Source organism: Arthrobacter sp. AG258, assembly GCF_004364695.1.
Lineage (GTDB): Bacteria > Actinomycetota > Actinomycetes > Actinomycetales > Micrococcaceae > Arthrobacter.
The window spans coordinates 16,814-38,962 of sequence record NZ_SOBI01000001.1 but is presented as its reverse complement, the minus strand read 5'-3'; the positions used below and the strand labels follow the sequence as shown (position 1 = coordinate 38,962).

At 67.9% G+C, this 22,149-nt stretch carries 17 protein-coding genes; 3 read left to right on the top strand and 14 right to left on the bottom strand.

The annotated features are described in order from the left end of the window. Positions 1-88: 88 nt before the first annotated feature. On the bottom strand, positions 89-1,285 hold the full coding sequence (locus DFO47_RS00125; protein ID WP_133830283.1) for a glycine C-acetyltransferase: 1,197 nt from the start codon (positions 1,283-1,285) through the stop codon (positions 89-91). Positions 1,286-1,293: 8 nt separating this feature from the next. After that, positions 1,294-2,340, bottom strand: a complete 1,047-nt coding sequence (gene tdh / locus DFO47_RS00120) for an L-threonine 3-dehydrogenase (RefSeq protein WP_133830282.1) — start codon at positions 2,338-2,340, stop codon at positions 1,294-1,296. A gap of 131 nt (positions 2,341-2,471) precedes the next feature. On the opposite strand from tdh, the gene DFO47_RS00115 reads away from it, so the two are divergent. Beyond that, on the top strand, positions 2,472-3,383 hold the full coding sequence (locus tag DFO47_RS00115) for a LysR family transcriptional regulator (protein ID WP_133830281.1): 912 nt from the start codon (positions 2,472-2,474) through the stop codon (positions 3,381-3,383). 71 nt (positions 3,384-3,454) lie between these two features. On the opposite strand, the gene DFO47_RS00110 is transcribed toward DFO47_RS00115, so the two are convergent. The 5 genes from DFO47_RS00110 to DFO47_RS00090 all read right to left on the bottom strand — a co-directional run bounded on the left by DFO47_RS00110 (position 3,455) and on the right by DFO47_RS00090 (position 9,266). Further along, entirely contained in the window at positions 3,455-4,045 is a 591-nt protein-coding gene (locus DFO47_RS00110) for a DUF5666 domain-containing protein (protein WP_243835275.1), read from the bottom strand. 209 nt (positions 4,046-4,254) lie between these two features. Beyond that, entirely contained in the window at positions 4,255-5,763 is a 1,509-nt protein-coding gene (gene gatB / locus DFO47_RS00105) for an Asp-tRNA(Asn)/Glu-tRNA(Gln) amidotransferase subunit GatB (RefSeq protein WP_133830280.1), read from the bottom strand. Continuing rightward, positions 5,763-7,334, bottom strand: a complete 1,572-nt coding sequence (gene gatA / locus DFO47_RS00100; protein WP_133830279.1) for an Asp-tRNA(Asn)/Glu-tRNA(Gln) amidotransferase subunit GatA — start codon at positions 7,332-7,334, stop codon at positions 5,763-5,765. Before gatA ends, gatB begins: the two co-directional genes overlap by 1 nt. Positions 7,335-7,336: 2 nt before the next feature. Beyond that, positions 7,337-7,633: an Asp-tRNA(Asn)/Glu-tRNA(Gln) amidotransferase subunit GatC gene (gene gatC, locus DFO47_RS00095; protein ID WP_018763018.1), complete on the bottom strand. Its 297-nt coding sequence runs from the start codon at positions 7,631-7,633 to the stop codon at positions 7,337-7,339. 145 nt (positions 7,634-7,778) lie between these two features. Then, positions 7,779-9,266, bottom strand: a complete 1,488-nt coding sequence (locus DFO47_RS00090; RefSeq protein ID WP_026264939.1) for a CitMHS family transporter — start codon at positions 9,264-9,266, stop codon at positions 7,779-7,781. A gap of 212 nt (positions 9,267-9,478) precedes the next feature. Between DFO47_RS00090 and DFO47_RS00085 the strand changes: the two genes are divergently transcribed. Beyond that, positions 9,479-11,248: an ATP-binding protein gene (locus DFO47_RS00085; RefSeq protein WP_133830278.1), complete on the top strand. Its 1,770-nt coding sequence runs from the start codon at positions 9,479-9,481 to the stop codon at positions 11,246-11,248. Then, positions 11,241-11,903: a response regulator gene (locus tag DFO47_RS00080; protein ID WP_018763015.1), complete on the top strand. Its 663-nt coding sequence runs from the start codon at positions 11,241-11,243 to the stop codon at positions 11,901-11,903. The genes DFO47_RS00085 and DFO47_RS00080 overlap by 8 nt, the downstream gene beginning before the upstream one ends. 13 nt (positions 11,904-11,916) lie before the next feature. Here DFO47_RS00080 and DFO47_RS00075 read toward each other — a convergent pair whose 3' ends face one another. From DFO47_RS00075 to DFO47_RS00045, 7 genes are all read right to left on the bottom strand, one after another. Continuing rightward, positions 11,917-12,297: a RidA family protein gene (locus DFO47_RS00075; RefSeq protein ID WP_018763014.1), complete on the bottom strand. Its 381-nt coding sequence runs from the start codon at positions 12,295-12,297 to the stop codon at positions 11,917-11,919. Between the two features lie 47 nt (positions 12,298-12,344). Then, on the bottom strand, positions 12,345-12,848 hold the full coding sequence (locus DFO47_RS00070; protein ID WP_133830277.1) for a GNAT family N-acetyltransferase: 504 nt from the start codon (positions 12,846-12,848) through the stop codon (positions 12,345-12,347). A 131-nt stretch (positions 12,849-12,979) separates the two neighbouring features. Next, positions 12,980-13,789, bottom strand: coding sequence for an inositol monophosphatase family protein (locus tag DFO47_RS00065; protein WP_133830276.1), 810 nt, complete (start codon positions 13,787-13,789; stop codon positions 12,980-12,982). Further along, positions 13,786-16,125 carry an NAD-dependent DNA ligase LigA gene (gene ligA / locus DFO47_RS00060; protein WP_133830275.1) on the bottom strand — a complete coding sequence of 780 codons (2,340 nt, stop codon included), beginning with the start codon at positions 16,123-16,125 and terminating at the stop codon, positions 13,786-13,788. The genes DFO47_RS00065 and ligA overlap by 4 nt, the downstream gene beginning before the upstream one ends. A gap of 79 nt (positions 16,126-16,204) precedes the next feature. After that, positions 16,205-16,783, bottom strand: a complete 579-nt coding sequence (locus DFO47_RS00055; RefSeq protein ID WP_109045930.1) for a hypothetical protein — start codon at positions 16,781-16,783, stop codon at positions 16,205-16,207. 179 nt (positions 16,784-16,962) lie between these two features. Further along, positions 16,963-21,408 (bottom strand): FtsK/SpoIIIE domain-containing protein, encoded by a 4,446-nt coding sequence (locus tag DFO47_RS00050; RefSeq protein ID WP_133830274.1) that lies wholly within the window; start codon positions 21,406-21,408, stop codon positions 16,963-16,965. Then, a complete protein-coding gene (locus DFO47_RS00045; RefSeq protein ID WP_018763009.1) occupies positions 21,405-22,109 on the bottom strand; it encodes a hypothetical protein in 705 nt (234 codons plus the stop codon). The genes DFO47_RS00050 and DFO47_RS00045 overlap by 4 nt, the downstream gene beginning before the upstream one ends. Positions 22,110-22,149 lie beyond the last annotated feature (40 nt).

Sequence of the window (22,149 nt, the reverse complement as noted above, 5' to 3'; positions counted from 1 at the left end):
ATGCCGGGCGGGGGTTTATGCCGGGCGCGCGTACATGCCCGGCGATGGTTCATGCCAGGCGCGCGTTCATGCCAGGCGGCGCTGCCGTTCAGGCTGCCGCCTCGGCACGGCTGGCAACGAACGCACGCACGCATGCTTCGACGTCGTCCGCTGAATGCGCGGCGGACAACTGCACCCGGATCCGTGCGGCACCGCGCGGGACCACCGGGAAGCTGAAGGCGGTGACGAAGACACCGTGCTGCAGCATCCGATCCGCCACCTTGGCTGCCATCACTGCGTCCCCAAACATGACGGGCACGATGGCGTGCTCGCCCGGGAGCAGGTCGAAGCCTTCCTCGGTCATCCTGCGGCGGAACTGCGCTGCGTTCTCGAACAACCGGCGCCGGAGCTCCGCGGAGCTCTCCACGAGGTCAAGCGCTTTGAGCGTCGCGGCCACAATGGCGGGCGCCAATGAGTTGGAGAACAGGTACGGCCGCGCCTTTTGCCGCAGCATGGCCACGATCTCGCCGCGGCCGGACACGTAGCCGCCGGACGCCCCGCCAAGTGCCTTGCCGAAGGTTCCGGTGTAGATGTCCACCCGGTTCGAAACCCCTGCATGCTCCGGGGTGCCCGCGCCGGTAGCGCCCATGAAGCCCACCGCATGGGAGTCGTCCACCATCACCATGGCGCCGTATTTTTCGGCGAGGTCGCAGATGGCCTCGAGCGGGGCGAGGAAACCGTCCATGGAGAACACGCCGTCGGTGACGATCAGCTTCCGCCGCGCGTCCTGGGCCTCCTGGAGGCGGGCCTCGAGCTCGGCCATGTCCTGGTTGGCGTACCGGTAGCGGCGGGCCTTGCACAGGCGGATGCCGTCAATGATGGAGGCGTGGTTGAGGGCGTCCGAAATGACGGCGTCGTCCGGGCCGAGGAGGGACTCGAAGACGCCGCCGTTGGCGTCGAAGCAGCTGGAGAAGAGGATGGTGTCCTCGGTCCCCAGGAACGCGGAGACCCTGGCCTCGAGGTTGAGGTGCAGGTCCTGGGTTCCGCAGATGAAACGGACACTGGCCATGCCGAAGCCGCGCTCATCCATGGCGGTTTTTGCGGCATTGATGATGTCCGGATGGTCGGCCAGGCCCAGGTAGTTGTTGGCACAAAAGTTCAGCACGTCGCTGCCTTGACCGCCGATCCGGCCCGCGATGATGTGGCTTGACTGCGGTGAACTGATGCTGCGTTCGGTCTTGTAGAGTCCCGCGGTGCGGATCTCGTCCAGCTCGCCGCGGAGCTGGTCCTTGATGGTGGTGTACATGGGGTTCCTTACAGTCGGGTCCAGTCGAGGACAACTTTTCCGCCCACGCCGCTGCGGGCAATGTCGAAGCCCTTCTCCCAGTCCGTGGCGGGCAGCGTGTCCGTGACCACGGCGGAGATTCCGGCGTGCAGCACCGGGTTGGAGGAGAGCATGGCGCTCATGGCGTACCAGGTTTCGTACATCTCCCGGCCATAGATGCCTTTGAGCGTGAGCATGTGGGTGACCACCTTGCCCCAGTCGATGGTGATGTCCTGGCTGGGCAAGCCCAGCATGGCGATCCGGCCGCCGTGGTTCATGTTGTCGATCATCTCAGGCAGGGCGGTGGGGTGGCCGGACATTTCCATTCCGACGTCGAACCCCTCCCGCATGCCCAGCTCCCGCTGGGCATCGCGGACGCGGGTCGTGGAGACATCGATGGCGAGGTCGGCGCCCAGCTGCTTGGCCAGCTCCAGCCGCGGCACCGACACATCCGTGATGGCGATCTTGCGCGCGCCGGCGTGGCGGGCCACAGCGATGGCCATCAGGCCGATGGGACCTGCGCCGGTGATGAGCACGTCTTCGCCCACCAGGGGGAAGCTCAGCGCCGTGTGGACGGCGTTGCCGAACGGGTCGAAGATGGCGCCAAGCTCGGGAGTGACCGAGGGGTCGTGGTGGACCCAAACGTTGGCCTCCGGGATGACCACGTATTCGGCGAAGGCGCCGTCCCGTTGGACTCCCACGCTGACCGTGTGGATGCACATCTGCCGGCGCCCTGCACGGCAGTTGCGGCAGATACCGCAGACCACGTGGCCTTCGCCGGAGACTCGGTCTCCCACCTTGACCTCGCGGACGTCCTCGCCCACCTCCACCACTTCGCCGTAGAATTCGTGGCCGGCGATGAGCGGAGCCTCGATCATGCCCTGCGCCCAGGCGTCCCAGGACTGGATGTGGAGGTCGGTTCCGCAGATCCCGGTGGTCATCACGCGGATCTTGACGTCGGCCGGACCCGCCGTGGGTTCCGGCCGGTCGACGAGTTCGAAACCGGCGTGCGGGCCGGCCTTGTACAGGGCCTTCATTGGCGTCCTTACTTATTGGCATTCACATCAGCGGGTTGGTGTCCTCCTCATTGAAGCCCCGGGAAAGCATTAGCACAACAGGAATCTTCTCAATCGACGATTTAGATTTTCCTAATGTATACACTGGTGGAGTGGAAATACATCAGCTGGAAATCCTCCGCGAACTTGGGGCGCTGGGCAGCGTGAAGGCGGTGGCCGACACCCTCATGGTCACCCCGTCGGCGGTCTCCCAACAACTGGCCCACCTGCAACGGACGGTGGACGTGCCGTTGACGCGCAAGGAGGGCCGGAACCTGGTCCTGACCGAAGCCGGCCAAGTCCTCGCCGACGCCGGCGCCGCCGTCCTCAGCGCCATGGCCGATGCCCGTGGCGCGCTGGGCTCGTACCACGGTTCGCCCGCCGGCCGGGTCACCGTCAGTGGGTTCCACAGCGCCGGGCAGGCCCTCTTTGGCCCGCTGGCGCGGATGCTGGACCAGCCGGGACATCCGCGGATCGAACTCTCCGACGAGGACGTCGCCCAGCAGGACTTCCCGGCCCTCACCGCCCGGTACGACCTCGTGCTGGCGCACCGGATGGACCACAGCCCCCGCTGGCCCGCCGAGCGCGTCGCCGTGATCCCGCTGGCCCACGAGCCGCTGGACGTGGCACTCCCCGCCGGGCACCCGCTGGCCCGGCAGGACACCGTCACGGTGCACGACGTCGGCGCCGAAGCCTGGGTGACCAGCCACCCCGGCTACTCCCCCGCCGACGTGCTCTCCGCCGTCGCGGCCGTATCCAGCCGGGAACCGAACATCGTCCACCGCATCAACGACTACTCCACGGTGGCTGCCCTGGTGGCCGCGGGCGGGGTGGTGGGGCTGCTGCCCAGGTACACTGCCGGGCCGGTCCTGAATCCGGACATTGTCCTGCGCCCGCTCGAAGGCATCAGCACCCGCCGCCGGATCGACCTGCTGGCCAGGCCGGAAAACCTCAAGCGGCGTGCAGTAGTGCTGGTCTGTGAGGCCCTGGAAGACATCATGGCAGGGCTGGTGCAACAGGGGTAAGCGGGGGCTGGCTGGTGCAGGGGCGGGCACGGTGTCACGGACCCGTGGCAGGCGTGGCCGGACCGGCGCAGCTACGCCCCTTCGCCATCCTGATGGTTGCCCGCACCCATCTTTTTGCCCATGCCGTGCCCACGTCCCAACCCCAGGCCCGGGCCGTCACCGGCGCCGTCGACGATCCGCTTGGCGGTGGCCTGGTCCCCGTCCTTCACGCCGGCCACGCGCACGGTGTCGCCGGCGGCGATGTCCGCCATCGATCCGGCTGCCGGCTTGCGGCCCGCACCATCGTCGGCCGCCGGAAGTTTGGTGATCCTGGTGTCCGCGTTGACGGCATAGGACTGGATGAAGCCGTCCTCGCTCTTGACGGTGATGGCGGAGTCGCTGACGGACTCCACGGTTCCGCGCTGTTCGAGGACAGTCTGGAAGGTTCCGTCGGGCTGCTTGACCACTGCCTCACCGTGGAGCGGTTGGCCATGCCGGGACTTCTGCTGCCCGGGTGCCTTTTGTTGGCCCGGTGCCTTCTGCTGTCCCGGTGCAGTCTGGGAGGGGGACGGCGTTGGCGTCCCGGTGGCCGACCACGCCAGGGCCACCCCGGTTCCGGAAAGGGCCAAGGCCACCGCCCCGGCCAGCATTGCCTTGCGCATCCTCAATGGGTCCCGGACCATGGTTGTTCCTTCCTCAGCACTGCCAAGGCATCATCGCCCTGTACCCTCCTGTGCCCTGTGGGCTCCAGTCTAGGTCCGCCACGCACGTGCGGCCACAGGTACTTTGCGGCCGGCGGCACCTGAGTACTTAAAGCCCAACCGGGCCGCAGTTGTTGTCGTTATGGATGCTCAAAACGACATCTGCTGCGACCCGGGTGGGTATCGGAGTGCTAAGCGGTGACGCCCAGCTTCTCCAGGATCAACTCCTTGACGCGTCCTGCGTCGGCCTGCCCGCGGGTGGCCTTCATGACCCCGCCCACGATCGCTCCCACGGCCTGCACCTTGCCGGCGCGGATCTTGTCCGCGACGCCGGGCTGCGCGGCCAGCGCGGCGTCGATGGCTTCCAGGAGGGGTCCGTCGTCGGACACCACGGCGAGGCCGCGCGCTTCGACGATCTCTTCCGGGGTGCCTTCGCCGGCGAGCACGCCGTCCAGCACCTGGGAGGCCATCTTGTTGTTGATCTTGCCGGCCTCCACCATGCGGCTGAGCTCCACCACGGTGACAGCCTCGACGCCCAGCTGGCCGGGGTCCACATCGGCAGCCTTGGCGCGGCCGACGATCTCGCCCATCCACCACTTGCGGGCCACGGAGGCGGAAGCCCCGGCCGCGATGGTTTCCTCGATTTCGTCCAGGACGCCGGCGTTCACAACGTCGCGGAATTCCAGGTCGGAGTAGCCCCAGTCGGCCTTGAGCCGCTTCCGGCGCTCGGCGGGCGGCTCGGGCAGCGTGGCACGCAGTTCCTCCACCCATTCGCGCGAAGCGACCACCGGCACCAGGTCAGGTTCCGGGAAATAGCGGTAATCGTCGGCGTCGGACTTGGGCCGGCCCGAGGTGGTGGTGCGGGTGTCCTCGTGCCAGTGGCGGGTTTCCTGCACCACCGGGTTTCCGGAGTCCAAGACGGCGGCGTGGCGCTGGATCTCGTAGCGCACGGCGTGTTCCACGGCGCGCAGCGAGTTGACGTTCTTCGTTTCGGAGCGGATGCCGAAGCGTTCGCGGCCGTGCGGGCGCAGCGAGACGTTGGCGTCGCAGCGGACGTTGCCGCGTTCCATCTTTGCGTCGGAAACGCCGAGGTTCTTGACGATTTCGCGGATGGCGGCCACGTACGCCTTGGCGAGCTCCGGTGCGCGCGAGCCCGCGCCCTCGATGGGCTTGGTGACAATTTCCACCAGCGGTACGCCTGCACGGTTGTAGTCCACCAGGGAGAAGTCGGCACCCTGGATGCGGCCGGTGGCGCCGCCCATGTGCGTCAGCTTTCCGGCGTCCTCTTCCATGTGCGCGCGCTCGATTTCCACCCGGAACACGGTGCCGTCGTCGAGTTCAATATCCAGGTAGCCGTCGTACGCGATGGGCTCGTCATACTGCGAGGTCTGGAAGTTCTTGGGGGTATCCGGGTAGAAGTAGTTCTTCCGGGCAAACCGGCAGGATTCGGCGATCTTGCAGTTCAGCGCCAAGCCGATCTTGATGGAGGACTCCACCGCCGTCTTGTTGACCACCGGCAGGACACCGGGCATCCCCAGGTCCACCTCGTTGACGTTGGTGTTCGGCTCGTCGCCGAAGACGTTGGGCGCGGAGGAGAACATCTTGGTCTTGGTGTTCAGTTCGACGTGGACCTCGAAGCCGAGGACGGGGTCGTACTTCTCCATGGCCTCTTCGAAGCTCAGGATTTCGTCGGTGCTCATTATTTTGCCTCCTGGGTTTCGAGGGATTCAGCGCCCAGCGCGGGAGCCTGGGCCAGCAGCGGGCCGCCCCATTTTGCTTCCAGCAAGGACTCCAGGACAGCGCCCACCCGGTAGAGGCGGGCATCCTCGCGGGCGGGGGCCAGCAGCTGGATGCCCACGGGCAGGCCGTCCTCGTCCGCCAGTCCGCCGGGCAGGGACAGCCCGGGGACGCCGGCGAGGTTCGCCGGGATGGTGGCGACGTCGTTGAGGTACATGGCCAGGGGGTCGTCCAGTTTTTCGCCGAGCGGGAAGGCCGTGGTGGGGGCGGTGGGCGAGATCAGGACGTCGGCCTGCTCAAAGGCGGCCTCGAAGTCCCGCTGGACCAGCGTGCGCACCTTCTGGGCGGACCCGTAGTAGGCGTCATAGTAGCCGGCTGACAGGGCGTAGGTGCCCAGGATGATGCGGCGCTTGACCTCGTCGCCGAAGCCGGCGGCGCGGGTGGCGCCCATGACGCGTTCAATGGTCATGGGACCGTCCTCCGGGAGGACCCGCAGGCCGTACCGGACGCCGTCGAACTTGGCCAGGTTGGAGGAGGCCTCGGACGGCATGATCAGGTAGTAAGCGCCCAGGGCGTACTGGAAGTTCGGGCAGGAGACCTCAACGATCTCCGCGCCGGCTTCCTTGAGCAGCTCCAGGGCATCGTTGAAGCGGTTTTCGACGCCGGCCTGGTAGCCCTCGCCGTGCAGTTCCTTGATGATGCCGATCCGCAGGCCCTCGACGTTGCCGGTCTTCGCTGCGGCAACAAGGTCAGCAAGCGGTTCTGGCAGGGAGGTGGAGTCGCGTGGGTCATGGCCGCCGATGACCTGGTGCAGCAGGGCGGAGTCCAGGACGGTGCGGGTCACGGGGCCGATTTGGTCCAGGGAGGACGCCATGGCGATGGCGCCGTAGCGGGAGACACTGCCGTAAGTGGGCTTCACGCCCACGGTGCCGGTGACGGCACCGGGCTGGCGGATGGATCCGCCGGTGTCCGTGCCGAGCGCCAGCGGAGCCTCGAAGGCGGCCACGGCCGCAGCCGAACCGCCGCCGGAGCCGCCCGGAATCCGGTCCAGGTCCCAGGGGTTGCGGGTGGGTCCGTACGCGGAGTGCTCGGTGGAGGAGCCCATGGCGAACTCGTCCAGGTTGGTCTTGCCAAGGATCGGCATCTTGGCCGCGCGCAGCCGCTCGACGACCGTGGCGTCGTACGGGCTGTGCCAGCCTTCGAGGATCTTGGAACCGGCAGTAGTGGGTTGGCCGATGGTGACGATGAGGTCCTTGACGGCGATGGGCACGCCGGCGAGGACGTGCAGGGCTTCGGCCTCCGCACCGCCGGCTGCGCGGATGGCGTCCACCTCCGCGGCGACGGCAAGGGCTTCCTCGGCGTTGACGTGCAGGAAGGCGTTGACCTGCCCGTCGACGGCGGCGATGCGGTCAAGGTACGCCTGGGTGGCCTGGACGGCGGTGACCTCGCCGGCAGCCAGCTTCTCAGCGAGCTGCGCGGCGGAAAGGCGGATCAGGGTTTCGGCGCTGACGCCGGTGGAGTTCTGTTCAGTCATGGTTATGCCTCATCCAGGATGGCCGGGACCTTGAAACGGTTGTCATCGGAATCCGGGGCGCCGGAGAGTGCCTGTTCAGCCGTGAAGGTGTGTCCCACGACGTCATCGCGGAAGACGTTGGTCAGCGGGATGGGGTGGGAGGTCGCCGGGACGTCATCCCCTGCGGCCTCGCTGACGGACTTGACCGAATCGACGATGACGGCAAGTTCGCCGGCCATCCTGTCCAGCTCTTCGGCACTCATCTCGATGTGAGCGAGCCGCGCGAGATGCGCGACGTCGTCACGGTTGATCGCAGCCATGGATCTCCCCTGCAAAGTTCGAATTGTTTTCCGATCCAGTCTAGTGGGGAAACGCCGATGCCCGTCTGACATCCCCCAGCGGGCGTCAGACGGGCACCTTCGTGCCAGGCCCTGCCTCGGGGACAGGAGCACAGGCAGCTACAGACTAACCGATTCCGATGGCTCCGGTCAGCATCCCGACGCCAAGCATGACAAGGGAGATGACGGCGGTACGCCACAGGACTTTCTTGTGGTGGTCACCGAGGTCCACCTTGGCCAGCGAGACCAGCAGCAGGATGGCCGGAACCAGGGGGCTCTGCAGGTGGAACGGCTGGCCGGTGATGGAGGCCCGGGCCATGTCCGCGGCGCCGACACCATAGTGCGCGGCCGTCTCGCTGAGGACGGGAAGGACGCCGAAGTAGAAGGCGTCGTTGCTCATGAAGAACGTCATGGGGATGCTCAGCACACCGGTGATGACGGCCATGAACGGGCCCATGGAGGACGGGATGATCTGGACCAGCCAGGCGGACATGGCTTCGACCATGCCGGTGCCCTTGAGGACGCCGGTGAGGACGGCGGCGGCCATGACCATGCTGACCACGGCGACGATGGAAGGTGCGTGCGCAATGAGCTGGGCGCCCTGGTCCTTGACCTTGGGGAAGTTGACCAGCAGGGCGATGGCCGCGCCCACCATGAACACGAACGGCAGCGGGATGACGTTGGCCACGAGGACCACCATGACGGCGACGGTCAGGGCCAGGTTGAACCAGAACAGCTTGGGACGCAAGGTGCTGCGGTTCGGATCCAGGGCGGTGTCGGTGAGTCCGGCGCTGCTGTCCTCAAGGAGGATGTCCGTGCGCTCCAGCACGGCCACGGAGGATCCTGCCGGGGAGCCGCCGACGGCGGGGGCTGCTCCGCCGGGGTTGCCGCCCTTGCGTCCGGCGCGGGGCGCCGTGCCGCCGGCGGTAGTGCCGCCGTCGAACTCTTCTGCCGTGAAGGGCTCTGCCGAAGACGGGACGCCCCAAATCTCGGGAGCAACGGCACGGAGGCGGTTGCGTTCCTGAAGCCCCAGGAGCCAGGCGAAGGCGAATACCACGACCAGGCCGGCCACCAGGGACGGGATCATGGGGACGAAAACGTCGTTGACATCGATTTTCAGGGCGGTGGCGGCGCGGGCGGTGGGACCACCCCAGGGCAGGATGTTCATGGTGCCGTTGGCCAGGCCGGCCACGCAGGTGAGGACCACGGGGCTCATCTTCAGGCGCAGGTAGACCGGCAGCATGGCGGCGGTGGTGAGGATGAAGGTGGTGGACCCGTCGCCGTCCAGCGACACGGCGGCCGCGAGGATGGCGGTGCCCAGGACCACCTTGGCGGGGTCGTTGCCCAGCTTGCGGAGGATGAACTTCACCAGCGGGTCAAAGAGCCCGACGTCGATCATCAGGCCGAAGTAGATGATGGCGAACATCAGCAGGGCCGCGGTGGAGGTCATGGACTTCATGGAGTCCATGACCATGTCGCCGATGCCCAGGCCGGCGCCGGCAAAGAGACCAAAAACGGTGGGGACAATGATCAACGCCAGCACTGGCGTCAACTTCTTCGTCATGATCAGCACCATGAAAACCGCGATCATGGCGAATCCAAGTATTACCAGCACAGCCGGCTCCTTCTTATGAACAGCGGCACACCGGTGTGACGCGTGCTACAGACTGTAGGGTGGCGTCCGTCACGGCGGTGCCTTTGGCTCAATTGATTGGCATACTGCTTATTGGGAGCATTTTGCTCATTGTGCTCACGCTGTGTCGGCGCCTGGCGGCAGCCGATACGGTTGAGCCATACCCGTCGCGCCACACCCGTCAAGGAGGATGAATGCAGCGTCCCGCGCCCCGGCAGCCGCTGCGCTTTTCCACCCAGACACTCTTGCTGCAGGTGGCCGTCGTTCTCCTGGTGGTCCTCCTGAGCGCCACGGTGCATGCCTGGCTGACGTATGACCGGGTGGGCAGCGACGCGGAGAACCAGGCCCTGACGCTGGCCCGGACCGTCGCATCCGATCCGGAGGTCAGGGCAGACGTACTGGCCATCAGCGAACAGCCCGGCACTCCCCCGCCGGCCGCGCTCCTCGCGGGTCCGCTGCAGGCCTCCGCAGAGGCCGCACGGACCAGGACCGGCGCCCTGTTCGTAGTGATCACCGACGAAACCGGGATCCGGCTGGCCCACCCGGATCCGCAGCGGCTCGGCGAGAAGGTGAGCACGGACCCGTCCGAGGCGCTGTCCGGGCAGGAAATCACCACCCGGAACACGGGAACCCTTGGCCCTTCCGCCGGAGCAAAGGTTCCGGTGTATGCCCCCGGCACCGCGACGGTGGTGGGTGAGGTGAGCGTGGGCTACTCCATGGAAACCGTGGCCCAGAGCGTGAGCCGCGACATCGGCCCGGTGGCCCTGACCGCCGCCGGCGCACTGCTGGCCGGAGTCCTGGGATCCTTCCTGCTGCGCCGCCGCCTCCAGCGGCTCACCCTGGGCCTGGAACCGGAAGAGATCAGCACGCTGGTCCACGACCAGGTGGCAGTGCTGCAGGGCGTGGACGACGGCGTCATCGGCGTCCGTGCCGACGGCCGGGTCAGCGTGTTCAACGCCGCGGCGCAGCGCCTGCTCGATTTGCCCGACCTGTCCGGGACACGGTGGGAGGACGCCCCCGTTCCCGCCCAGCTGAAGTCACTCACCAGCCCCGCCCCCGTGGCCGCCGCTCCGCGGTTGGCTGCCGCCGGACCGGAAGGGAATGCCGCGGGGCCGGATGCCCTGGAACTGGTGGCGGGCGGCCGGGTCCTGGTGGTCAATGCCCGCAAGGCGCTGCACCGCCGGGAGGACCTGGGCTGGGTGATCATGCTCCGCGACCGCACAGAGCTGCAGGAGCTCACCCGGCAGCTGGACGCCGTGGGCACCATGTCCACGGCCCTGCGCGCCCAGCGGCACGAGTTCGCCAACCAGCTGCACACCCTGGCCGGTTTCCTGGGCATCGGGCAGCACCAGGAGGCCCGTGACTACCTGGCAGGGCTGGCCGCCACCGGTCCCCTGAAGTTCCCCGTGGACCAGGCCGAACTGCTCCAGGACCCCTACCTGCAGGCGTTTGTGGGGGCCAAGGGCGTGGAAGCGGACGAACGCGGCGTCGCCCTCCGCATCGGGCCCGAAACCCTGGTCCGCGGCCAGGTCACGGAGGCCCAGGATGTGACCACGGTGCTGGGGAACCTGATCGACAACGCCGTCAACGCCGCCGTGGCAGGATCCTCGACGGACCGCTGGGTTGAGCTCGAGGTGCTGGATGAGCCGGGCGACGACGGCGGGACGCTGCACATCGTGGTGGCGGACTCGGGCGACGGGCTGGCGGACGGAACCGATCCCGAAGGCGTCTTCGTAGAAGGATTCACCACCGCTGCGGGCCCGGTGCGTGCCGGTGCCGGGCAGGGCTTCGGCCTGGCCCTGGCCCGGCAGCTGGCACGCCGCCGCGGCGGCGACGTCAAAGTACTGGATCGCGGTACCGCCGGCGGCCCGGGCGCCGTCTTCATGGCGGTCCTCCCGCACACGACGGCGGGAAACCCTGCCGCGAAGACCCCCGGGGCAGCCGGAAAGGACAACAATGGCTGATGATTTTCGGGTCCTGATCGTGGACGACGACTTCCATGTGGCCAAGCTGCACGCAGCCTACGTGGACTCCGTGGCCGGGTTCCTGGCCCTGGCCCCCGTTGGCACGGCCTCGCTTGCACTGCAGGCCATCCACAGCCTGCGCCCGGACCTGGTGCTGCTGGATGTCTACCTCCCCGATGCGTCCGGCCTGGACTTGCTGCAGCAGCTGGATGTGGACACGATCATCCTCAGCGCCGCCTCGGATGCCGCCTCCGTCCGGGTGGCGTTCCGCCGGGGCGCCTTGGGGTACCTGCTCAAGCCCTTCACCGCTGAGTCGCTGTCCCAGCAGCTTCGTTCCTATGCCAGGTACCGGCGCCTCCTGGGCCAGGCCGGGGCCCTGGACCAGGAGGCCGTGGAACGCGCAAAACGGTCGCTGATCCCCGGGGACGTCACGTCGTCGTCGAAACCCCGCTCGGCAACCGAAGCCGCGGTGCTGGAATCACTGGCTCCGGGCGAACAGTATTCCGCCGCCGAGGTGGCCGCCCGGGTGGGCGTCTCCCGCGCCACGGCGCAGCGCTACCTGTCGTCGCTGGCCGACGACGGCGCCGTGGACATCCAGCTGCGCTACGGCACCACGGGCAGACCGGAACACCGCTACGGCCTGCCGGCAAGGTAGGGCAGGGAGAGCGTCAGGCAGCTTTCCGGGCGACCAGTTCGATCTCGACGAGCATGTTCGGGTCAAGGAACGGCAGCACATGGACCAGGGAGAGGGTGGGGCGGATCTCGCCGAATACTTCGCCGTGTGCCCGGCCGGCCTCTTCCCATTTGCTGATGTCCGTCAGGTACAGCTTGGACTGCACCACATCTTCGTACGCGAAGCCGGCGTCGGCCAGGACCTTGCCGAGCTTCTGCAGGATGTACTGGGTCTGCGTGTAGAAGTCGTCTCCCACGATTCCGTCGTCGCCGCTGGCCGCGGTGGCGGAGATGTAGAGGGTGTTGTCCACCTGGACGGCGCGGGAATAGCCGAGCGTCTGCTCCCAGACGGAGCCGGTGCCGAAGGTTTTACGCATGGGTGGGCCTTTCAAAGCTGGAATGGGTCGCCACCACTGTAGGGCCGCTACAGGTCGCGCCGGTAAACCAGCAGTTTTGTGTCGGTTCCGGGAACGAACCAGTCCCGTTCAGGCACCCGGTGGAAGCCGGTCCTGCGGTACAGGCCATGCGCGCTTTCCCAGTCTTTCCCCGTGGTCAGTGCCACCGCACGGATACCCGGCAGGGTTCGGGCATGGCTGATGATGGCTTCCACCATGACGCGTCCGGCGCCGCTGCGCTGGACGGCAGGGTCCACCACCAGCATCCGGAATTCCAGTTCGTCCGGCAGGGCAATGTCAGCGTACGGTTCACCGGCAAGTGCCAGGGTGACCGAGCCAATGACCGACCCCTCCCGTTCAGCCACCCAGATGGTGGCCTGCTCCGCGCGCGCCGCAACGTCCATGACCTTGACCATGTACGGGTGGGCGGCGTCGTCGAAGTACCCTGCGGCGAGGTAGGAGTCGCCGGTGATGCGGGCGACGTCGCCGAAGTCGGCTTCGACGGCGGGACGGATGGTTAGCTGCGGCTGCACCCGTCAATGGTAGTGGCGGTTCGGGTCCCCGCGGGCCCAAACGGGGCTTTCCGTGATCGAACTATCAGTACCGGGAGGAGTTACCGCCGCACCCAGGCCGGCCGGCGGACAGCGCGCCCGGCTCGGTACACCTAGAGCGGAAACTTTCCTGACAGTTCCAGCCCGGCCGCGCAGGTCCAGGCGTCCAGGCGTTCGTCGTCGGAGGGACCGCCGTCGAGCGGACTGGTCAACCGCGGCCGGCGCACCCAGCAGCCTGCTTCCTCGGCGATCAGGGCACCGGCCGAGAAATCATGCTCGTTCAGGCCGCGTTCGCCGTAGGCGTCGTGTGTCCCGTCCGCCACCATGCACAGGTCCAGGGCAGCGGAGCCGAGCCGCCGCACGTCGGCGAAGCCATCCATCAGCGTGGCGAACGCTGCCGCCTGCTCGGAGCGGACGGCCGGCTCGTAGCTGAACCCGGTGGCCAGGATCTGCCCGGTACGGCCCGAAACCGGCCCTTCCAGCCGGGTGAGCGTTCCCCGCTCCTCCAGCCACGCGCCCTGGCCGCGGGCGGCGTAGTACACCCGCCCCAAGGCTGGGGCGTTGACGACGCCGGCCTGCCAGACGCCGTCGGCATCGGCCACTGCCACGGAGGTGGCGTAGTAGACGATGTTGCGGATGAAGTTGGTGGTTCCGTCCAGGGGATCGATGGACCAGCGGTACCCCGTGGATACAGCGGGGCGCGTCGTTCCCTGTTCCTCCCCGGTGACAATATCGCCAGGGCGGGCAGCGGCGATCACGGCGCGCACGGCGTCCTCGGCGGCGATGTCGAAGGCAGTGACCCAGTCCCCGGCCGCACCCTTGTTGTTGGGGTCCAGGGCGTTGCCGTCACGGCCGGACAGTACCTGGGCACCGGCCGCGGCGGCCCGCCGGGCCACATCCAACAGTTCAGACGCGGATGTCATGCGCTTTCCTCCACAGTGGTGTCGTCGGGCGTGTTGTGGCGGGCGCTGCCTTGGTCCGCGCTGTGTTGGTCCGCGGCGTCGGCGTCCGGTGTGGTGCCGTCGGGTGCGGCGTCGCCCAGGGCTGCCGGCCCGCCGTCGAGCAGCTGCCTGAAGCCGTCCTCATCCAGCACCCGGATCCCCAGCTGTTCGGCCTTGTCCAGCTTGCTCCCGGCGCTTTCCCCCGCCACCACGTAGCTGGTGTTCTTGGAAACGGAGCCCGCGGCCTTGCCGCCGCGCAGCAGGATGGCTTCCTTGGCTTCGTCGCGGCTGAAGTTGGGCAGCGAGCCCGTCACCACCACGGTGAGGCCCTCCAGGGTCCGCGGCATGGACTCGTCCCGTTCGTCCTCCATGCGGACGCCCGCAGCCGCCCACCGGTCCACGATCTCCACGTGCCAATCTTCGGCGAACCACTCTTTGAGGGCGGCGGCGATGGTAGGTCCTACGCCGTCAACGTGGGCGAGCTCCTCCTCGCTGGCTGCCCGGATACGGTCCATGGTGCCGAAGGCCTGCGCCAGGGCGCGTGACGCCCGCGGGCCCACGTGCCGGATGGACAGCGCCACCAAGACCCGCCACAAGGGCTGCGTCTTGGCCTTCTCCAGTTCCTTGAACAGTTTCTGGGTGTTGGCGGTTGGCTTGGATGGCGATTTGGCGGTGCCCTTGCTGTAGAAGTACGGCACCAGCTCGAACTCCCCGGTGGGGACGCCCTTGGACTTCTTCTCCCGGCGGATCCGTACCTCGGCCAGGTCCTCGGGGGTGAGGTCGAACAGCCGTGCTTCGGACGTCAGCGGAGGCACTTCAGGTTCGGCCGGCTGGGTCAGGGCGATGGCCGCTTCCCAGCCCAGGGCCTCAATGTCGAACGCGCCCCGGCCGGCCACGTGGAATACCCGCTCGCGGAGCTGGGACGGGCAGGACTTGGAGTTGGGGCAGCGGACGTCCACATCGCCTTCTTTGGCGGGGGCCAGCGGGGTTCCGCAGGAGGGGCATTCGGCGGGCATCACGAAGTCCCGGACCGGCGGATCCTGCTGGTCCCGGAGGGCCAGGACGGGGCCAACGATCTCGGGGATGACGTCCCCTGCCTTCCGCAGGATGACGATGTCGCCGATCTTCACGCCCTTGGCTTTCACCACGTCCTGGTTGTGCAGCGTGGCCATTTCCACGGTGGATCCGGCCACCTTGACCGGCTCCATGACGCCGAAGGGGGTTACGCGGCCGGTGCGGCCCACATTGACCTGGATGTCCAGCAGCTTGGTGTGGACTTCCTCGGGCGGGTATTTGTAGGCCACCGCCCAGCGGGGAACGCGGGTGGTGTTGCCCAAGGCGCGCTGGGTGGCGAAATCGTCCACCTTGATCACGATGCCGTCGATTTCGTGGAGCAGCTTGTGGCGCTGGTCCCCGTACCGCTGGATGAAACCCAGGACGTCGTCGCGGGCCGCCAGCACCTCGAAGTACGGGCTGACGGGCAGGCCCCATTCTTTGAGCTGATGGTAGGTTTCCGACTGGCTGCGGGCTTCAAGCCCCTCGCGGGCGCCGATGCCGTGCACGAACATTTTCAAGGGCCGCTTGGCGGTTTCGGCGGGGTCCTTCTGCCGCAATGAACCCGCCGCCGCGTTGCGGGGGTTCGCCAGCGGGGCTTTGCCGGCCTCGATCAGGGCGTCGTTGAATTCGGCGAACGCCTTGGAGGGAATGAAGACCTCGCCGCGTATTTCCATCTCGGCGGGAAAGCCGCTGCCCTGCAGTTCCTGCGGGATTTCCTTGATGGTGAGCAGGTTGTGGGTGATGTCCTCGCCGGTGGTACCGTCGCCGCGGGTGGCCGCGCGCACCAGCTTTCCGTCACGGTACAGGAGGTTGACGGCGAGGCCGTCGATCTTGAGTTCAGTCAGCCATGCGGCTTTGGTGCCGCCGTCACCGATCTTCGCGATGCTTGCCTCGGCCCGGTTGAGCCAGGCTTCGAGTTCCTCAAGCGAGAAGACGTCCTCCAGGCTGTACATCCGCTGCAGATGCTCCACCGGGGCGAATGCGGCAGAAACCTCGCCGCCGACTTCCTGGGTTGGCGAGTCATTGGCCACCAGTTCCGGGTGCAGGGCCTCAATCTCTTCCAGGCGGCGGAAGAGGGTGTCGAACTCGGCGTCCGAGACCAGGGGCGCATCCTCCTGGTAGTAGGCGAACCGGTACTTCCGCACCAGGTCCGCGAGGTTTTCGTATTCCTCGCGGAGGGCTTCGGTGGGGATGGCCTCGGGCTCGTGCGGGGCCGCGGTCCGGGCGGCGGTCTGTTCTGCGGGTCCTGGTCCTGTACTCACAGACCTATCTTGCCCTACCCCTCCGACGATTTCCTTGGCAGGGCGGCGCGGCACGGGACAGGGCGGCGCGGAGCCGGCGTCAGTGCGACCGGAGCCGGTTGCGGTTCCACCAGGTGAACGCGCCGGCCGCTATGGCCAACAGCACCGTTCCCAGTGCGATGGGCAGGAGCGCCGGGCCGCCGGGGCCTTCGCCCCGGGCGGGAGAAACGGCAGCCAGCTGGGTTGGCGCCGCGGACCGGGTGACCGGGCTGTTCCAGTCCACCCCGCTGGAAGGACCGGTGGGCGGGCGGTACCCGGCGTCGGCCGATGGGACTGCGGTTGGCGCGCCGTCGGATGCTGCTTCCGCGTCTGCAGCCGGCACCGAAGCGTCGGCTGGTGGCGCGGTGGCGGCCGGGGGCCCGGCGGGCTGTGGCGGCTGGACCGGAGCTTCGGCGGCGGGAGGCGCGGGCTGGGCGGTCGGCGGTACGGGGTCCTTGGACTTGCGCGGCCGCCCGGTTTGGCCGGTGTCCGGACTGCTGGCAAGGACGGGCAGGCAGAGCAGCCCGCAGTCCGGCGCCGTTTGGGTTCCCGACACCTGGGTGGATGAAGGCTGGGCAGGTGCGGCCAGGGGGGCGGCGGCCGCCGCCCCGGCCGGGAAGATGCCGAGGGCCAATGCCATGACAGCTGCTGTTGCCGTCGTCGAAACAGTGCGGAGAACCGGTGCGGACGGGGCCATTGCTACCTTTCGCTGCGCGCAGTCCCCCCACCGCGGCTTTCTGGTGTCCCCGGTAGTCTTCTACAGCGCCGTGCGGGGCCGCAAATCCGCGGCTGCGGCGGCCCCGCACATCTCCGGGCTGCTCAGTCCCGGTTTTCGGGCGGCAACGCCACCTGGATCTTCCGTGCCTTGCCGCGTCCCACCACGTAGCCCCGGCCGGGAATGAAGTCCGGGCTGACCCGGCCCAGGGAGGTGTTGAGCAGGCCGTCCCCTTCGATGTCCCCGGGGTTGAGCAGCAGTCCCCGCCGGCCGGATTTGAAGGGCTGGGCAAGCTGCCAGGCCGAGGACCAGGTGGAGGACTCGGACTCGCCGATCACCCACTGGTCTGCCTTGAGGGACGCCGTGACCAGCTGGGCAATGCCGGATTCGGCGATGGTGTCCGTGAACTCGGTGAGGCCTTCGATGAAGATGGCCACCGAACCGGGATTTCCGGTTGAGTGCTCCACCAGGTCCTCGACCACCTCGGCGAGATCATCCGGGCCCACCACGGAACGGTTCCAGATGGGCAGGGACGCGACGGCGGAGCGGCGGGAGCCGAGGTAGATCAGCTCGGTGGCGGGGTTGGACCGGCGCAGCGCGTAGGCCAGGGTGACCAGTGCAACGGTACGCCCGGACCCTGGCGGGCCCGCCAGGAGCAGCGGGCCGCGGGCCATGACCTCGGCCGGCTGCAGCGATTCGTCGTCCACGCCGATGACGGGCAGGTCCGGGCTGCCGGCGGGCAGGACGTCCAGGTCCACCTGGTCCGGGAGCCGTTCGATTCCGGGGGCGGTGTCCAGGCCCTGGCGCTGCATGGCTTCGCTGAGTTTGTGGACTTCGCGGGCCTGCAGGGCCAGGTTCGAGTTGCCGCCCAGGACTGCCAGCTGGACTTCGAGGCCGTCGAGGAGACCGCGCCCAGGGGGCGAGGTGGCGGTAAGGACGTCCCTGGGCACATCCAGGGAGATGTAGTCGTCCTCGGAGGACAGGCGCAGGACCAGCCTGCGCTGGATCGAGGCCAGCAGGGAGGCCGGCACGGCGTTTGGCCGGTCGCCCGTCACCACCAGGTGGATGCCCAGGGTGCGGCCGTCGGTGGCCAGCTGGAGGAAGATGTCCCACAGTCCGGAGAGCTTGCTGTGCTCGTATGCCTCACGGAACGCCGACATGCCGTCCACCAGCACGAAGATCCGCTTCTCGTCCGGCCGGTTCGCGAGCTTCCGGTATTCGACGATGGTGGACGCACGTACCTCGGCGAACTGCGCTGACCGCAGCTCGGCGATGTCGCGCAGGAGCCGCAGCAGGCGCCCCACGCGTTCGACGTCGTCGCCGTTGATGATTTCACCGACGTGCGGAAGCTCCTCGAGCATCCGCAATCCCGCGGAGCCGCAATCGATGCCGTAGACGTGGACCGGTCCGCCGCGCGGAGTCACCGCGGCGGCAATGGCGATGCCCCGCAGTGCGGCCGACTTGCCGGAGCCGCCCGTGCCGTAGATGGCCATGTTGCCGTCCCTGTCCGGTTCGTAGAACACGGTGGGCTGTTCCTGGTGCACGGGGTCGTCGGCAACGCCCAGCAGCAGCTGTTCGTCCGTGCGGGGATTGGGCAGCTTGGAGAAGTCGTAGGTCTTGGCCAGCTCATCCAGCCACGGCTTGCGGGGCGCCCTGATGTCCAGCGAGTCCGCCGCGTGCACGATCGTGGACGTCATCCGTGCAATGTCATTGGGGCCGGCAGGCTCCTGCGCCAGGGGCTTGTCGGGCGCGGGCGCCTCCCAGCTGGGACCGGAACCGAAGGCCATCTCCACGATGTCAATCTGCGGCCGCTGCGGCTTGTCCGTGGTCCAGCCGCCCGCGTAACCGGTTTGGAACCCTTGGATCCTGCCCGGGCCGGTCTTGGCTGCGCCGCGGCCGGGGATGGCGGGATCGAAATAGGCAGCGTCCGGGACGCCCAGGATGTCCGTGGCGTCCTCCTCGTCGGCCATGCGGAGGGCCACGCGAAGGTTGGTGTTGGCGCGGAGGTTGTCCTTGATGACACCGGCCGGCCGCTGGGTGGCCAGGATGAGGTGCAGGCCCAGGGACCGTCCACGGGCCGCCACGTCCACCACGCCGTCAACGAACTCGGGAACCTCGTTGGCCAGGGCGGCGAACTCGTCCACGATGATGATCAGGTAGGGGGGTGCGTCCGGGTCGGCTTCCCGCTGCAGTGCCAGCAGGTCCTTGGCCTTCTTCCGGTTCAGCAGCTGTTCGCGGTAGTGCAACTCGGCGCGCAGGGACGTCAGGGCCCGGCGCACCAGGTGCGGGGAAAGGTCGGTGACGAGTCCCACGGTGTGCGGCAGGTTGATGCAGTCCGCGAACGCGGCGCCGCCCTTGTAGTCGACGAACAGGAAGCTCACCCGGTCCGGGCTGTAGGCGGCGGCCATGCCCATGACCCAGGACTGCAGGAACTCGGACTTTCCTGCACCGGTGGTACCGCCCACCAGGGCGTGCGGGCCCTCATTCTTCAGGTCGAGGTAGAGCGGTTCGATGCCTTTGGAACCCACGAGTGCGCGGAGGGTGCCGTTGTCCTTGCGGTTCGCCACGGCGGTGGCGTGCACGGAGTTGTTTTCGGTCCAGCGCTCGGCCACCGCCTGCGGGTTGTCCAGGAAGTCCTTGCCGATCAGGGTGGCGTAGGAAACGGCCCGCGGCAGGTCGGAGTCGTCGTTGACCGGCTTGCCCACATCCACCACGGGAGCCAACATCCGCGCGAGCTGGGCCGCCAGCTCCGCGTCCACGCTCTCACAGCTGACCGGGTAGGTGTGCCGGCCCAGGCGCACCTGTCCGGTGGTGGTGCCGTGCTCGCCGTCCACCACCATGAAGTCGCGGCAGGCGGCCGGCAGCGCCTGGATGTCCGTGGCCACCCACAGGACGTGGACGCCGGCATCGGGTCCCCGCTCGGCCAGCCGGGTCAGCCGGCCGCGGTCGACAGGCGCGTCATCCTCCACGACCACCAGCACGGCGGGCAGGACAGGCTCTTCGAGGTCGTGCTTGTCGGGGTCGATGCCCGGGCGCAGCTCCGGGCCCGACCGCTTGGCCGCGGCTTCGCGGGCGTCCACCAGGTCCTCAAGCCGGGCCAGCAGGGAGGATCCGCCGGCCGAGCCCGCCGCAAGGTGGTCCCCGCCCAGCGGGCTGTGGCCGGAGCCGACGTGCGGCAGCCACTGCAGCCAATCCCAGCGCCCGCGCGACTGGGCGGATGTGATGGCGGTGAGGACAACCTCGGCCGGGGAATGCAGGCCTACCAGTTGCAGCACCATTCCCCGGGCCACATCGTCCACCAGGCCGCGGGCACCGGCGATGCCCAAGGCACCGGAGGTCCGCAGCTGGGAGACAACCGGAACGCCTTCGATCTCGCTGAACTGCTTGATGCAGTCTTGGATTTCGCGGCTGTACTGTACTTCGGTGTCATTGCTGGAGGGTTCCTCCAGCGGGACCCGGGACGGCGCCGTGCCCAGCCCAAACCGGAGGCCCAGGAACGAGGAATGCTCCGGGCGGTGGGTCCACAGCAGCGGGCCCAGCTTATAGATGGCATCCACCGTGTCACTGACCGACGGTGCTTCCTGCAGCCGGACAGCCCGCTCCACCTGCTGCAGTTCCGTCAGGTCCTGCCGGAACGCCGCCATGGACGCCCGGAACTGCTTGAGCTGCTCCTTCTGCTGCTTCCTGGTCCGCATCTTCTGGTCCACGTAATGGCCCACGATGAACAACGGCATCATCAGCATGAACACCATGGACAGCACGTTTTGCGTGACCGCGAAGATCACGGCGCCCATCATCAGCGGCGCCACCAGCATGATGTACGGGAAGGGGTGGTCTTCGGGGCGTTTGGGCCCGGAGGGCAGGACCCGTTTGGGCACCTCGAAGCGGGGCACCACCCGCGGGGAACGGTTGAAGTCCACCAGGGGCGACGTCGGCGCTGCCGCATGGTTGTGGCCCAGCGGAACCACGGTGACCGTGGTGTCCCCCAGCGTCACCGTGTCGGAGGAGTTCAGGGTTGCGCGCGTGACTGGAAGTCCGTCCATCAACAGGCCGTTGGCGGAGTTCGTGTCCACGATCTCGATGCCCTCTGCCACGGTGATCCGGGCATGCCGCTTGGAGGTGAGGGGGTCCGTGAGGCGGATATCGACGTCCCGGTCCCGGCCGATGTAGCTGGTGCCGGTGGGCAGCGAAAATTCGCGGCCGACGTCGGGCCCTGACAGGACACGCAAGGTGGCCGCAGCCGGTCCGCGGCCGGCGCCGGGCTCATGGAATTGCTCGCTGACCTGGGCCAGCGATACCACCGAGCCGGGGCGCAGGCCTGATTCGAGCAGGTTGTCCTGGCGGGCCAGGACATTTCCGCTGATGCCGGCACCGACGAACGCTTCATCGATGCGCAGCGAGAGGTTCTCCGGAGGGGGCGTTCCTTTCCGGTCCGGATCAGCAGCCCACAACACGGTGGCGATGTCGGCCACGGTGGCCAGGCCGTCCACCGTGACGGCCAGATCCTTGGCGTCGGCGGGCTCGCGGTGGAGTGTCAGGCGGATCCTCATCCTTCGTCCACGCCCCTCATCTTCTCCAGCAGGTACAGGTCATCGGGTGTTACCAGGTGCGTGGTGACGGCGTGCTCCACCAGCCGGGCACGGCGGTTGGTCGCCAGTTTGCCGCCGCCTCCGCGCAGCCCGACGACGCCCACCCTGTCCAGCTTGTCGCAGACGTTGTCCAGCTTCCGGTTGAAGCGGGTCAACGCCCAGCCCAGCGTCTTCGCGGCCGCGGCCGAGGACGGAATGGTGCTGAAGCCGGTGCCTTCGCGCCGGAGGACCGGCTCGGCGAGCGCCACGATCAGGGCCTTCTGGGCATCCGTGAAGACCACCGGTCCAATCGTCGTGTCGCCGCCGCTGCTGTCCTCACGGGCTTCCTGCCGGAAGGATGGCGTCTTCAAGTGCACGGCGAACTCATAGGTGGTCGGGCCGGCCGTAAAAATAATGTTCGTGTGGCTGAACACCAGCGGGATCCGGGCGCCGGGGGAAAGCCACGCCTGCATGCCACCGGAAGCGTCGGCCACCGTGGCGGAGAGCATGCTGCCGACGTTGCTGAGCCACCAGATGCCGTCGTAGCGGGCAACCTGCAGGAACTGCCGGTGCAGGTACGGGTTGTCGTCCACTTCAAGGTCGCCTTCGCGGCCGATGTTGAAGATGTCCTCGTCGGATGGCTCGTACCATTCGCCACAGAAATCTATTGCTAGATCCCCCATGATCTGTGCCTCCTCAAGGCAGAAGTGTTGCGGTAACCGT

Bases quoted from the DNA above. Each gene is read 5' to 3' on its own strand.
- DFO47_RS00125 (WP_133830283.1), bottom strand. From the start codon at position 1,285: ATGTACACCACCATCAAGGACCAGCTCCGCGGCGAGCTGGACGAGATC.
- tdh (WP_133830282.1), bottom strand. From the start codon at position 2,340: ATGAAGGCCCTGTACAAGGCCGGCCCGCACGCCGGTTTCGAACTCGTC.
- DFO47_RS00110 (WP_243835275.1), bottom strand. From the start codon at position 4,045: ATGGTCCGGGACCCATTGAGGATGCGCAAGGCAATGCTGGCCGGGGCG.
- gatB (WP_133830280.1), bottom strand. From the start codon at position 5,763: ATGAGCACCGACGAAATCCTGAGCTTCGAAGAGGCCATGGAGAAGTAC.
- gatA (WP_133830279.1), bottom strand. From the start codon at position 7,334: ATGACTGAACAGAACTCCACCGGCGTCAGCGCCGAAACCCTGATCCGC.
- gatC (WP_018763018.1), bottom strand. From the start codon at position 7,633: ATGGCTGCGATCAACCGTGACGACGTCGCGCATCTCGCGCGGCTCGCT.
- DFO47_RS00085 (WP_133830278.1), top strand. From the start codon at position 9,479: ATGCAGCGTCCCGCGCCCCGGCAGCCGCTGCGCTTTTCCACCCAGACA.
- DFO47_RS00080 (WP_018763015.1), top strand. From the start codon at position 11,241: ATGGCTGATGATTTTCGGGTCCTGATCGTGGACGACGACTTCCATGTG.
- DFO47_RS00075 (WP_018763014.1), bottom strand. From the start codon at position 12,297: ATGCGTAAAACCTTCGGCACCGGCTCCGTCTGGGAGCAGACGCTCGGC.
- DFO47_RS00065 (WP_133830276.1), bottom strand. From the start codon at position 13,789: ATGACATCCGCGTCTGAACTGTTGGATGTGGCCCGGCGGGCCGCCGCG.
- DFO47_RS00055 (WP_109045930.1), bottom strand. From the start codon at position 16,783: ATGGCATTGGCCCTCGGCATCTTCCCGGCCGGGGCGGCGGCCGCCGCC.
- DFO47_RS00050 (WP_133830274.1), bottom strand. From the start codon at position 21,408: ATGAGGATCCGCCTGACACTCCACCGCGAGCCCGCCGACGCCAAGGAT.
- DFO47_RS00045 (WP_018763009.1), bottom strand. From the start codon at position 22,109: ATGGGGGATCTAGCAATAGATTTCTGTGGCGAATGGTACGAGCCATCC.